General features: G+C 60.7%; 11 protein-coding genes. 9 read left to right on the top strand and 2 right to left on the bottom strand.

Going from position 1 to position 12646, the window contains the following annotated elements:
* Positions 1–269 precede the first annotated feature (269 nt).
* The 9 genes from ACRESD_RS07955 to ACRESD_RS07915 all read left to right on the top strand — a co-directional run bounded on the left by ACRESD_RS07955 (position 270) and on the right by ACRESD_RS07915 (position 10389).
* A complete protein-coding gene (locus ACRESD_RS07955) occupies positions 270–1583 on the top strand; it encodes a CitMHS family transporter (RefSeq protein ID WP_431750421.1) in 1314 nt (437 codons plus the stop codon).
* A 59-nt stretch (positions 1584–1642) separates the two neighbouring features.
* Positions 1643–2410: a TerC family protein gene (locus tag ACRESD_RS07950; RefSeq protein WP_431750420.1), complete on the top strand. Its 768-nt coding sequence runs from the start codon at positions 1643–1645 to the stop codon at positions 2408–2410.
* A gap of 227 nt (positions 2411–2637) precedes the next feature.
* Positions 2638–4296 (top strand): Na/Pi cotransporter family protein, encoded by a 1659-nt coding sequence (locus tag ACRESD_RS07945; RefSeq protein WP_431750419.1) that lies wholly within the window; start codon positions 2638–2640, stop codon positions 4294–4296.
* 58 nt (positions 4297–4354) lie between these two features.
* The gene (locus ACRESD_RS07940) at positions 4355–5740 is read left to right on the top strand and encodes a M16 family metallopeptidase (protein ID WP_431750418.1); all 1386 of its coding nucleotides are present in this window, start codon (positions 4355–4357) and stop codon (positions 5738–5740) included.
* Positions 5741–5807: 67 nt separating this feature from the next.
* Positions 5808–6839 carry a DUF5924 family protein gene (locus tag ACRESD_RS07935; RefSeq protein WP_431750417.1) on the top strand — a complete coding sequence of 344 codons (1032 nt, stop codon included), beginning with the start codon at positions 5808–5810 and terminating at the stop codon, positions 6837–6839.
* 53 nt (positions 6840–6892) lie between these two features.
* Positions 6893–8041, top strand: coding sequence for an MlaE family lipid ABC transporter permease subunit (locus ACRESD_RS07930; RefSeq protein WP_431750416.1), 1149 nt, complete (start codon positions 6893–6895; stop codon positions 8039–8041).
* Positions 8038–8841, top strand: a complete 804-nt coding sequence (locus ACRESD_RS07925) for an ABC transporter ATP-binding protein (RefSeq protein ID WP_431750415.1) — start codon at positions 8038–8040, stop codon at positions 8839–8841. Before ACRESD_RS07930 ends, ACRESD_RS07925 begins: the two co-directional genes overlap by 4 nt.
* A 1-nt stretch (position 8842) precedes the next feature.
* On the top strand, positions 8843–9781 hold the full coding sequence (locus tag ACRESD_RS07920; protein ID WP_431750414.1) for an MlaD family protein: 939 nt from the start codon (positions 8843–8845) through the stop codon (positions 9779–9781).
* A complete protein-coding gene (locus ACRESD_RS07915) occupies positions 9778–10389 on the top strand; it encodes an ABC-type transport auxiliary lipoprotein family protein (RefSeq protein WP_431750413.1) in 612 nt (203 codons plus the stop codon). The genes ACRESD_RS07920 and ACRESD_RS07915 overlap by 4 nt, the downstream gene beginning before the upstream one ends.
* Before the next feature lie 93 nt (positions 10390–10482).
* On the opposite strand, the gene ACRESD_RS07910 is transcribed toward ACRESD_RS07915, so the two are convergent.
* Both ACRESD_RS07910 and ACRESD_RS07905 read right to left on the bottom strand, forming a co-directional pair.
* Positions 10483–11712, bottom strand: a complete 1230-nt coding sequence (locus tag ACRESD_RS07910; protein WP_110623966.1) for a spore maturation protein — start codon at positions 11710–11712, stop codon at positions 10483–10485.
* Between the two features lie 95 nt (positions 11713–11807).
* The coding region (locus ACRESD_RS07905) for a cation:dicarboxylate symporter family transporter (RefSeq protein WP_431750412.1) at positions 11808–12646 on the bottom strand (839 nt) is incomplete at its 5' end.

Below are 12646 nucleotides of genomic sequence, written 5' to 3'. Positions count from 1 at the left end.
CCCACATTTGGATCTACATAAATTCATAGACCGCGCGTCTCCCCACCACGACCTGTTTACCCAACGAAAGCTGGTTGAAAGGTTTCAAGTCTAGGATCGCCCCACTGTCGGCAACAGACCGGCTGTTAACAACAACAATGGTGATTCCCGATGTCCGCTCGTACCCGCCTGTTCGCTCCCACTCCACCCGTACGCCTCGTGCCTTTCGTTCTGCGCTGACCCATCTCGGTTCGCCATTCCCTAGCCGCGCTACGCCTGGAGTTTTCCCTATGCTGACTTTCCTTGGCTTTGCCATGGTCATCACGTTCATGTTCCTGATCATGACCAAGCGCCTGTCCGCGCTGATCGCCTTGATCATCGTGCCGATCCTGTTCGCCCTGTTTGGTGGCTTTGCACCGGAGATCGGTCCAATGATGCTCGCGGGCATCACCAAGCTCGCGCCGACCGGCGTGATGCTGATGTTCGCCATTCTCTACTTTGCCCTGATGATCGACTCGGGCCTGTTCGACCCGGCCGTGCGCAAGATCCTCAAGATGGTCAAGGGCGACCCGCTGAAAGTTTCGGTCGGCACCGCCGTACTGGCCCTGGTGGTGTCGCTCGACGGTGACGGCGCCACCACCTACATGATCTGCGTGGCCGCCATGCTGCCGCTGTACCAGCGCATTGGCATGAGCCCGCGGATCATGGCTGGCCTGATCATCCTCGCCGGCGGCGTGATGAACATGACCCCTTGGGGCGGGCCGACCGCGCGCGCCGCCAGTGCACTGCATGTGGACCCCTCGGACATCTTCGTACCGATGATTCCAGCCATGGCCGCAGGCGTAGTGGCAATCCTGGTGATTGCCTACATGTACGGCAAGCGTGAGCGTGCTCGCCTGGGCGAACTGCACCTGCAGGGCGACGAGATCGACCACAGCGAGATCAGCGTCTCGCAATACCCCGACGCCCGCCGTCCGAAGCTGATCTGGTTCAACGGCGCCCTGACCTTCGCCCTGATGTGCGCCCTGATCGCCGGCCTGTTGCCGCTGCCGGTGCTGTTCATGGTGGCGTTCAGTATCGCCATGATCGTCAACTACCCATGCCTGCAAATGCAGAAAGACCGCATTGCTGCGCACTCCGGCAGCGTACTGGCGGTGACAGGCCTGATCTTCGCCGCCGGTATCTTCACCGGCATCCTGTCGGGCACCGGCATGGTCGACGCCATGTCCAAGAGCTTGCTGACCGTCATCCCGGATGCACTGGGTCCGTATCTGGCCGTGATCACCGCGCTGGTGAGCATGCCGTTTACCTTCTTCATGTCCAACGACGCGTTCTACTACGGCGTACTGCCGGTACTCGCCGAAGCCGCCAGCCACTACGGCATTACCGCCGTGGAAATGGCCCGCGCCTCCATCGTTGGCCAACCCGTACACCTGCTCAGCCCACTGGTACCCTCGACCTATCTGTTGGTGGCTCTGGCCGGCATCGAGTTTGGCGATCACCAGCGCTTCACCCTCAAGTGGGCAGTGCTCGTATGCCTGTGCATAATGTTCGCCGCTTTGCTGATGGGGATTTTCCCGCTGTTCAGCACTCTATCATCGTGACAACCCCATCGCGCGGCGCTGCAGCTTGCGCGGTTTAACACTCGTTCAAAGGAATACACATGGAATGGCTGACCAATCCGGAAATCTGGATTGCCTTCTTCACCCTGACAGCCCTTGAGATCGTCTTGGGCATCGATAACATCATCATGATTTCGATCCTGGTCAGCCGCATGCCCAAGCATATGCAGGCACGCACCCGGATCTTCGGCCTGGCATTGGCCATGGTCACGCGAATCCTGTTGCTGCTGTCGATCACCTGGGTGATGCAACTCACCGCCGACTTGTTCGTGGTGTTTGGCCAAGGCATATCCGGTCGCGACTTGATCCTGTTCTTCGGTGGCCTGTTCCTGCTGTGGAAAAGCTCCCAGGAGATGTACCACGCACTGGAAGGTGAAGACGAAACCCATGACGAGCCCAAGGGCGCCGGTGGCAAGTTCATCTACACCATCATCCAGATCGCGATCATCGACATCGTGTTCTCCCTGGACTCAGTGATCACCGCTGTCGGCATGGTCTCCCATGTACCGGTCATGGTCGCTGCGATCGTCGTTGCCGTACTGGTGATGATGATGGCGGCCGGTACGATCAGTGACTTCATCGACAAACACCCGTCGCTGAAGATGCTGGCGCTGTCATTCCTGCTGGTAGTGGGTACCGTGCTGATCGCTGAATCCTTCGACGTGCACGTGCCGAAAGGCTATGTCTACTTCGCCATGGCGTTCTCGCTGGCGGTGGAAGCGATCAACATCAAGATGCGCACCGCGATCGCGAAAAAGAAGAAACAGCAGGACCCGGTGAAACTGCGCAAGGACATTCCGGGTCAATAAACCCGAGCCAGACCAAAAGGGGCTTTTAATAAGCCCCTTTTTTCATCCATAAAAAGCTTCATTTGTATAAAGCTGTTTTCATGACACTTTTGTTTCAATCCCCGCTTTAGCTATGCGATGCTGGCGCAGAGCCCATTCGCCAACTACAGCTTAAGGACAAGACGTAGAACGGCACGCGGCAACTTTCCTTCGCTCTTTTTGGAGCGCACCCACACGGGGGGCCGAGCATGCTGACCTTGCTCAATCTGCTTTCCGCCGTGACCCTGCTTATCTGGGGCACGCACATCGTCCGTACCGGCATCTTGCGGGTCTACGGCTCCAACTTGCGCCAAGTCATCGGGCAAAACATGTCCAAGCGCTGGCTGGCTTTTGTCGCCGGTATCCTGGTGACGGCCATGGTGCAGAGCAGTAACGCCACCGCCATGCTGGTGACATCCTTTGTCGGCCAGGGCCTGATGGGCTTGATGCCCGCCATGGCAACCATGCTTGGCGCCGACGTGGGCACGGCGTTGATGGCGCGGGTGCTGACGTTCGATTTGTCCTGGCTGTCGCCGCTGCTGATCTTTCTCGGCGTGATTTTCTTTTTGTCACGCAAACAAACGCGGGCAGGGCAGATGGGCCGCGTCGGCATCGGCCTGGGCCTGATCATTCTGGCGCTGCAATTGATCGTCGAAGCCGCCGGGCCGATTACCCACGCCCAGGGCGTCAAAGTCATCTTCGCCTCGCTGACCGGCGATATCTTGCTCGATGCCTTGGTCGGTGCCCTGTTCGCGATGATTTCCTACTCCAGCCTCGCCGCTGTCCTGCTGACCGCGACCCTGGCCGGCGCTGGTGTGATCGGCTTGCACGTGGCCATCGGCCTGGTGATCGGCGCCAACATTGGCAGCGGCGTGCTGGCCTTCCTCAGTACCAGCATGCAGAACGCCGCCGGGCGCCAAGTGGCCTTGGGCAGCCTGCTGTACAAACTGATCGGCCTGTTGCTGATCATCCCCGTACTCGACCCGCTCGTACGCTGGATGGACGGCCTGGACTACAGCGCCCAAGGTATGGTCATCACCTTCCACCTGCTCTACAACGTCAGCCGCTGCCTGATCCTGCTGCCCAGCATCGGCCCGATGGCGCGTCTGTGTACCTGGTTGCTACCGGAACAACAGGAAGCCAATGGCAAGGCCAAGCCGCGCCATCTGGACCCTACCGCACTCGACACCCCCAGCCTGGCCTTGGCCAACGCCGCCCGCGAAACCCTGCGCCTGGGCGACTTGATCGACAACATGCTGACCGCGATGCAAGAAGTGCTGCGCGGCAAACAGACCGCCATCACCCAGGAAATGCGTAGCCTCAGTGATGACGTCGAGGCACTCTACAGCGCCATCAAGTTGTACCTGGCGCAAATGCGCCGCGAAGACCTCAGCGAGCAGGACAGCCGCCGCTGGGCCGAGATCATCGAGTTGTCGATCAACCTGAAACTGGCCGGCGACCTGATCGAACGCATGCTGCGCAAAGTCCAGCAGCAGAAGACTTCGCAACGCCGGCAGTTTTCCGAAGTGGGTCTGGAAGAACTGACCGGCCTGCACAGCCAGTTGATTGCCAACCTGCGCCTGGGCCTGTCGGTGTTCCTCAGCGCTGACCCGGAAAGTGCCCGGCAACTGTTGCGTGAGAAGCGCCGCTTCCGCGCCCAGGAGCGGCGCCTGGCCCACGCCCATGTCAGCCGTCTGCAACGCAAGATCGTACAAAGCCTGGAGACCAGCTCCCTGCACCTGGAGCTGATTGCCGACATGAAGCGCCTCAACTCACTGTTTTGCAGCAGCGCGTATGTTGTGCTGGAAACCTCTGACACCGGCGCGCTTTCCGCCGAAGATATTGCCGACATCACCCATTCGCCCTGAACGTACGACGGCCTGTGAAGTCAGTTAACAATGGACCTCATCCGCCGGGAAGCTTGTTATGCGTCGTCTGTTATTCGCCTGCCTGCTATTGGGCTCGGCACACACCTTTGCCTTTGACCGCCTGCAAGTCGAGGGCTACACCTTGCCCAACGGCCTGCAAGTGCTGCTCAAACCGGGCACCGAGCGCGGGCACGTGGCCATCCGCCTGGTGGTGGGTGTCGGTCTGGATGACTTCAGCTGTGCTGACAAAGAACTGCCGCACCTGCTCGAACACTTGCTGTTCAGTGGTATCGACGGTGCCGGCGAAAGTGACCTCGAAGACCGCATGCAAGCCCTCGGCGGCGAATGGAACGCCTACACCAGCAACGCCGACACCACCTTTGTCATTGAGGCGCCCGCCCAAAACCAGCGTAAGGTGCTGGACCTGCTACTGGCGATCCTCACCCGTACCCAACTGACCGACGCGCACATCAAGGCTGCCAAGCAAGTGGTGGAACGCGAAGACGGCGGCCATTACTCGCACCTGCAACGCCTGCTCGACCGCCAGGACCTCGGCCACAACGCCAGCAATCAACTGGCCGTCGAGCTGGGGCTCAAGTGTGCTGAACGGGCTCAGGTCCACCACCTGACCCGCAGTCAGTTGGAGGCACTGCGCAAAGATTGGTACGCACCCAACAACATGACCCTGATCGTGGTCGGCGAGCTCGACAAACTGCTGCCTGCGTATCTGGAACGCACCTATGGCCAACTTGACCCGGTGGAGCCAAGCGAGCACCGCCCCCTGCCAGAAATCCAGCACACCGCCGCCAGCCACCGTGACTTGATCCACGGCTGGGTCGGTAACAGCGCCAAGCTGCACTGGCTGTTCCCGGAGCCGGTGCTGGACGACCAACATGACGAAACCTATGACCTGCTCAAGGACTACCTCGACTGGGCGCTCTATCGTCAACTGCGCCTCAAGCACGGTTTGTCCTACGGCCCGTGGACTGAGCGCGAAGTGTTCGGTGGTGTGGGGTTCCTGAGCCTGAATGCCGACCTCGAGCGGGACAACCTCGCCGAAGCCGAACAGGTGCTGCAAAACCTCAAGGCGCAATTGCTCAAGGACGGCCTCGACCCGGCCACCTTCACCCGCCTGCAGCAAGCCGCCATTGCACGCCAAGCCTGGGCCGTACAGGGCAACAGCGCATTGGCCGACTATTACTGGAGCGCGTCGGGCGACTACGCCGATGGCCACTTCAGCGATCCGGTCAAACGCATCAAGGCGGTTAGCCTTGCACAGACCAACCAGGCCATGCGCCAAGTGTTCAACCAGCCAGGCTACTGGCGCATCGAAAAACCGCTCTTGAGCTATGACGCCCTGACCTGGCTCAGTGCCGGCGTGCTGGGGCTGATGGCTTGTGTGTTGATCGGCTTGCGGCTTTATCGCAAACGAACCGCGTCATGACACACCGAACACAGGGCTAAGACGTTATTCTGTCTGGGATTTTTCCTATTCGAACTGTGAACCGCCCATGCCAAACCTGCCACCCCTTATCCAGCGCATCCTCGAACTGATCAAGCGCTACCCTGGGGTCATCGCGCTCGGCGGCTTTATCTCGGGTGTTTGCAGTTTCATCCTGGTGGACCGCCAGCAAGGCATGGCCAGTTGGATCGCGGTGATCATGCTGGTGAGCTGGCTATGGCTGATGCTGGAGAACAGCTTCAACCAGCTGTTTGCCAAGGTCTTCAACCGGGAAATTCCCGAGCCCCTGCTGCGCTATGCCACCCAGATGATCCACCAGGAAAGTCTGTTTTTTGTATTGCCGTTCTTTTTCGTCACCACCACATGGAACAGCGGCCAGTCCATTTTCACCGGCTTGCTCGGCGCGGCGGCGCTGGTGTCGATCACCGACCCGTTGTACTACAAGTGGCTGGCACCCAAGCGCTCACTGTTTCTCGCGCTGCATACCCTGACGCTGTTCGCCGCGTTGCTGACCGCGCTGCCGATCATCCTGCACCTGACCACTGCCCAGAGTTACAAGCTGGCCCTGGGCGTGGCCATGCTGCTGTCGATCCCGAGCCTGGCCGCGAGCCTGCCGCTGCGCAGCGTGAAAGGCTGGGCGATGCTGCTGGGGGTAACGGCGACCATTGGTTGCGCCGGTTGGTTCTTGCGCAGCTGGGTGCCGCCAGCCACATTGTGGATGACCGAAGTGGCGATCAGCACCCAGTTGCAAGACCGCACGCCGGGCGATGACCTCAAGGAAGTCACCGCCGCCCAACTGCGCAGCGGCGGGCTGTACGCCTACACCGCGATCAACGCACCGCGTGGGCTGGATGAGCGGATCTACCATGTGTGGAAATTCAACGGCCAGGAGGTCGACCGCATTGCCCTGGATATCCACGGCGGGCGCAAGGAAGGCTACCGCGCCTGGACCCACAAGCAGAATTTCCCGGCGGATGCAGTGGGTCGCTGGCAAGTGCGGGTGCTGACCGAGGATGGGCAAGTCATCGGGGTGTTGCGCTTCAAAGTCACTGACAGCACACAAACGGACAACCCAAAGTAGGCTGGATCGTGCTATTACGTAGGAATTATGGATAGCCAGACAAACTCGAGCTTATGACCACCAGTACAACGGGCGGCGCAGCCCACCTCGATACGTCCGCCACTCCGCCGTTACTCAGGATTACGGGGGACTGGACGCTTGCCCACTACGCACACCTGAAAAAGCTCTTGGACAAGCTCGACGGCCCGTACGACGCCAGCGCACGCATCGACCTCAACGGTCTCGGCGCCCTGGACACCGCTGGCGCATCACTGCTGGTGGAACTGCTCGGCCCAGACCGTATCGAGCATTCCGCCGAGCAGACCGATTGCAGCCTGTCCGCCGCCGACCGTGCATTGCTCAAAACCGTCTACCGCTCCTTGAATGATTTCTGCGTGCCGGTCAAAGAACCGGAAGAAGCCGCTGGCATTCAGGTACTGGCCCGCATCGGTCGAGCCGTCGACACGGTGTGGCAAGACGCCATGAAGCTGCTGGGCTTTATCGGCCTGATCCTCGAAACCTTCGCCCGTGGCATTTTCCGACCCAAACGCTGGCGCCTGACGCCGATGGTCGCGCATATCGAACAAACCGGCCTCGACGCCGCGCCCATCGTGGCCTTGCTGACCTTTCTGGTGGGTGCCGTGGTGGCGTTCCTCGGCGCTACGGTCCTCAAGAGTTTCGGCGCGACGATTTTTACCGTGGACCTGGTGGCATTTTCGTTCCTGCGGGAGTTTGGCGTATTGCTCACCGCGATCCTGATCGCCGGCCGCACCGCCAGTGCTTTCACCGCGCAAATCGGTTCGATGAAGGCCAACGAAGAAATCGACGCCATCCGCACCTTGGGCCTGGACCCGATGGAGCTGCTGGTACTGCCTCGTGTATTGGCGCTATTGGTGGCGCTGCCGATGCTGACCTTCCTGGCGATGCTTTCGGGGATCGTCGGCGGTGGCGTGGTGTGCGCCGTGGCCCTGGATATTTCGCCGGCGATGTTTCTCTCGCTGCTGCAATCGGACATCGGCGTGCAGCATTTCCTGGTAGGCATGGTGAAGGCGCCGATCTTTGCCTTCCTGATTGCCGCCATCGGCTGTCTGGAAGGTTTCAAGGTCAGCGGCAGCGCCGAGTCGGTCGGTGCCCACACCACCTCCAGCGTGGTGCAATCGATCTTTGTGGTGATCGTGTTGGATGCGGTCGCGGCGATGTTCTTCATGGAGATGGGCTGGTGAGTCGTCTACACCGTGCGCCCACTGAGGCGGTGATTGAAGTACGGGGTCTGTGCAACCGCTTTGGCAGCCAGAGCGTGCACGAGAACCTCGATCTGGATTTGTACAAGGGTGAGATCCTCGCGGTGGTTGGTGGCTCCGGTAGCGGTAAGTCGGTGCTGTTACGCAGCATCGTCGGCCTGCGCCGGCCCAGCGAAGGTGAGGTGCGTGTGTTCGGCAAGAACCTGCCGAGCCTGTCGGAGCATGAACGCTCGCTGGTGGAGCGGCGCTTTGGCGTGCTGTTCCAGAAGGGCGCGCTGTTTTCTTCGCTGACCGTCACCGAAAATGTCGCCCTGCCATTGATCGAACACGCGGGCCTCAGCCGCGCCGACGCCGAGCACCTGGCTGCGGTCAAGCTGGCGCTGGCCGGGCTGCCGTTGTCGGCGGCCGACAAGTACCCGGCGTCGCTGTCCGGCGGCATGATCAAGCGCGCGGCTCTGGCTCGCGCGCTGGCGCTGGACCCGGACATCCTGTTTCTCGACGAACCCACCGCCGGCCTCGACCCGATCGGCGCGGCGCAATTCGATCAACTGATCCTGACGTTGCGTGATGCGCTGGGCCTGAGCGTGTTTCTGGTCACCCACGACCTCGACACGCTGTACACCATCACCGACCGTGTGGCGGTGCTGGCGCAGAAGAAAGTGCTGGTGGCGGACGCCATCGATATCGTCTCGGAAACGGACGACGCCTGGATTCACGAATATTTCCACGGCCCCCGTGGCCGCGCGGCATTGGATGCCGCTCAATCGCTCAACGAGGTATGACATGGAAACCCGAGCCCATCATGTGATGATCGGTCTGTTCAGCGTAATCGTGGTGGTCGGCGCGATGCTGTTCGGCCTGTGGCTGGCCAAGTCCAGCGTCGACAGCGCCTTTCAGGAGTACGAGGTGGTATTCAACGAGGCGGTCAGCGGGCTGTCCCAGGGCAGCTCGGTGCAATACAGCGGGATCAAGGTGGGTGACGTCACCAGCCTGCGCCTGGACCCCAAAGACCCGCGCCGCGTCCTCGCCCGCATTCGCCTGGCCGGGCAGACACCGATCAAGGAAGACACCCAGGCCAAACTGGCCCTGACCGGCATCACCGGCACCTCGATCATCCAGCTCAGTGGCGGTACACCGCAAAGCCCAGAACTCAAGGGCAAGGACGGCAACCTGCCGGAAATCATCGCCTCGCCATCGCCCATCGCACGTCTGCTCAACAACAGCAACGACCTGATGACCAGCATCAACTTGCTGCTGCACAACGCCAACCACATGTTCTCCCGCGAGAACGTCGAGCGCCTGAGCAACACCCTGGACAACTTGCAGCAAACCACCGGCGCCATCGCCGACCAGCGCGGTGATATCAAAGTGGTGATGCAGCAATTGCTGCAGGTGAGCAAGCAGGCCGGTGCCGCATTGGAGCAAACCACCACGCTGATGCGCAGCGCCAATGGCTTGCTCAATGAGCAAGGCAAGCAAGCCTTCGGCAGCGCCGAGCAGGCGATGAAGTCCCTCGAACAAAGCACCACGACCATCAACACCTTGCTGACCAACAACAAGGATTCGGTGAACAGCGGCATGCAGGGCCTCAACGAACTGGCGCCAGCCGTGCGCGAACTGCGCGAAACCCTGGGTTCGCTGCGCGCCATCTCCCGTCGCCTGGAAGCCAACCCCAGCGGTTACTTGCTGGGCAGCGACAAGAACAAGGAGTTCACGCCATGAAGCGTGCTTACCATCTGATCATTCCGGTAGCCATTGCGCTAGTCAGCGCTTGCTCGATTTTGCCCAAACCCGACCCTTCGGACGTGTACCGCCTGGCTGCGACCCAGACGGCAACGCAGGGCGCGCCGGTGAGCTGGTCGCTGCGCGTGTCCAAACCCCAGGCCAGCGAGTTTCTCGACAGCCCGCGCATTGCCGTGGTGCCCAATGGCGACCTGATCAGCAGCTATGCGAGATCCCGCTGGAGCGATCCTGTGCCGGTGTTGCTGCGTAATCGCTTCATGGACGGCTTTCAGCGCGATGGGCGGGTGACGTTGCTGAGTACCGATGAGACCAACTTGCAGGCTGACTATGAGCTGGGCGGGCAGTTGCAGGCGTTTCAGAGCGAATATCGAGGCAATGCGGTGGAAGTGGTAGTCCGCCTGGATGCGCGGTTGGTGCGCGGGAGTGATCAGCGGATTATTGCCAGTCGACGGTTTGAGGTGAGACAACCGGTGAGTGATACCAAGGTGCCTGCGGTGGTGGCCGCGTTTGGGCAGGCCGCAGATGGTTTGAATAAGCAGGTGGTGGATTGGGTGGTCGCACAAGGCAATACCGCTGCGAAACGCTGAGGGCCTCTTCGCAGGCAAGCCAGCTCCCACACTTGAATGTGTTCACAAATCAAAAATGTGGGAGCTGGCTTGCCTGCGATAGCGATCTAACAGTTAGCCAAAGAACCAGTAGCACACCGCAATAGCCGCCACTACACCGGCAAACTCCGCCAGCAGCGCACACCCCACCGCATGCCTGGCGCGCTGGATACCCACCGAGCCAAAGTACACCGCCAACACATAAAAGGTGGTTTCCGTACTGCCCTGGATCGTCGCCGCCACCAGTGCCGGGAAGCTGTCCACGCCTTTGGTCTGCATGGTCTCGATCAACAATGCCCGCGCGGCACTGCCGGAGAACGGCTTGACCATTGCGGTGGGCAGTGCGTCGACAAAGCGTGTATCCATGCCGGTCCAGGCCACTACATGACGAATGCCTTCCAGACCGAAGTCCAATGCCCCGGAGGCGCGCAACACGCCAACGGCGCAGAGCATCGCCACCAGGTACGGCAGCAGATTCTTGGCGACATCGAAGCCCTCTTTGGCACCTTCGACAAACGCTTCGTACACTTTGACCTTGCGCAGCGCACCGATCACCAGGAACAGCATGATCAGGCCAAACAGTGTCAGGTTGCCGAGGATCGACGACAAGCCCGCCAGCGCCGTGGCAGACAAGGTTGCCAGCAACGCCATGAAGCCACCCAGCACCAGCGCACCGGGAATCAGGTAGGCCAGCACCACCGGGTCCCACAGCCGCAAGCGCTGCATGATCGCCACCGACAGCAGGCCGACCAGTGTTGAAGCGCTGGTGGCCAACAGGATCGGCAAGAACACCAGTGTCGGGTCGGCAGCGCCTTGTTGGGCGCGGTACATGAAAATAGTCACCGGCAGCAGCGTCAGCGAAGACGCGTTGAGCACCAGAAACAGAATCTGCGCATTACTCGCAGTGTTGGGAATGGGGTTGAGCTCTTGCAACGCCTTCATGGCCTTGAGGCCGATAGGCGTGGCAGCGTTGTCCAGGCCCAGGCCGTTGGCAGCGAAGTTGAGGGTGATCAAGCCGATCGCCGGGTGGCCAGCGGGCACCTCGGGCATCAGGCGACGGAACAGCGGGCCAAGGGCCTTGGCCAGCCAGTCGACAATGCCGGCCTTTTCGGCGATGCGCAAAAAACCCAGCCACAGCGTCAAGGTGCCGAACAGCAGCACCATCACTTCCACCGACAGTTTGGCCATGGCGAAAATGCTTTCCACCATCGCCGCGAAAATCCCGGCGTTACCGCCGACCAGCCATTGCGCCAGTGCCGACACCATTGCCACGACAAAGAAGCCAAGCCACAGGCCATTAAGCATCAGTTGAGTCCCCCGAAAGATGGGGCGAATGATAGCGGGGCTGACAGAAACGACAAACCCCGGATTTCCCGGGGTTTGTTCAGATCACCTGACGATCAGCTACGGCTGGTCTCGCCGGCCACCAGGGTTTCCTTGCTGCGCCAGTGCGGCAGGGAGTTCCAGTAGCGCTCGCCCTTGGCGTCGTCGTACATGCCTTCCCAACGGGAGATGACCAATACCGCCAGGGCGTTGCCGATCACGTTCAAGGCGGTACGCGCCATGTCCATGATGCGGTCGACACCGGCGATGAACGCCAGGCCTTCCAGCGGAATACCCACGCTGCCCAGGGTCGCCAGCAGCACCACGAAGGACACACCCGGCACGCCGGCGATACCTTTGGAGGTGACCATCAGGGTCAGGACCAGCATCAACTGCTGGCCAACCGACAGGTCGATGCCATACAGCTGGGCAATAAAGATGGCTGCGATGCTCTGGTACAGCGTCGAACCGTCGAGGTTGAACGAGTAACCGGTCGGCACCACAAAGCTGCAGATCGCCTTCGGAGCGCCGTAGGCTTCCATCTTCTCGATCACGCGTGGCAGCACGGTTTCGGAGCTGGCGGTGGAGTAGGCCAATACCAGCTCATCCTTGAAGATACGGATCAGCTTGAGGATCGAGAAGCCAAACAGGCGAGCGATCAAACCCAGCACCACAAAAGCGAAGAACAGGATGGCGACGTAAACCAGGATCACCAGCTTGGCCAGCGGCAGCAGGGAGGCGAAACCGAAGTTGGCAACGGTCACAGCGATCAGTGCGAAGACGCCGATCGGGGCGTACTTCATGATCATGTGAGTGACTTTGAACATGCTCTCGGAGACGCCCTGGAACATCGTCACCAGCGGCTCGCGCAGCTCAGGCTTGAGGCTCGACAAGCCAAGGCCGAACAGCACCGAGA

The organism is Pseudomonas sp., assembly GCF_050739995.1.
Lineage (GTDB): Bacteria > Pseudomonadota > Gammaproteobacteria > Pseudomonadales > Pseudomonadaceae > Aquipseudomonas.
Note: the sequence above shows the minus strand (reverse complement) of the source record. Positions and strands in the feature narration are given on the sequence as shown.

Bases quoted from the DNA above. Each gene is read 5' to 3' on its own strand.
- ACRESD_RS07950 (WP_431750420.1), top strand. From the start codon at position 1,643: ATGGAATGGCTGACCAATCCGGAAATCTGGATTGCCTTCTTCACCCTG.
- ACRESD_RS07915 (WP_431750413.1), top strand. From the start codon at position 9,778: ATGAAGCGTGCTTACCATCTGATCATTCCGGTAGCCATTGCGCTAGTC.
- ACRESD_RS07920 (WP_431750414.1), top strand. From the start codon at position 8,843: ATGGAAACCCGAGCCCATCATGTGATGATCGGTCTGTTCAGCGTAATC.
- ACRESD_RS07945 (WP_431750419.1), top strand. From the start codon at position 2,638: ATGCTGACCTTGCTCAATCTGCTTTCCGCCGTGACCCTGCTTATCTGG.
- ACRESD_RS07930 (WP_431750416.1), top strand. From the start codon at position 6,893: ATGACCACCAGTACAACGGGCGGCGCAGCCCACCTCGATACGTCCGCC.
- ACRESD_RS07910 (WP_110623966.1), bottom strand. From the start codon at position 11,712: ATGCTTAATGGCCTGTGGCTTGGCTTCTTTGTCGTGGCAATGGTGTCG.
- ACRESD_RS07955 (WP_431750421.1), top strand. From the start codon at position 270: ATGCTGACTTTCCTTGGCTTTGCCATGGTCATCACGTTCATGTTCCTG.
- ACRESD_RS07940 (WP_431750418.1), top strand. From the start codon at position 4,355: ATGCGTCGTCTGTTATTCGCCTGCCTGCTATTGGGCTCGGCACACACC.
- ACRESD_RS07935 (WP_431750417.1), top strand. From the start codon at position 5,808: ATGCCAAACCTGCCACCCCTTATCCAGCGCATCCTCGAACTGATCAAG.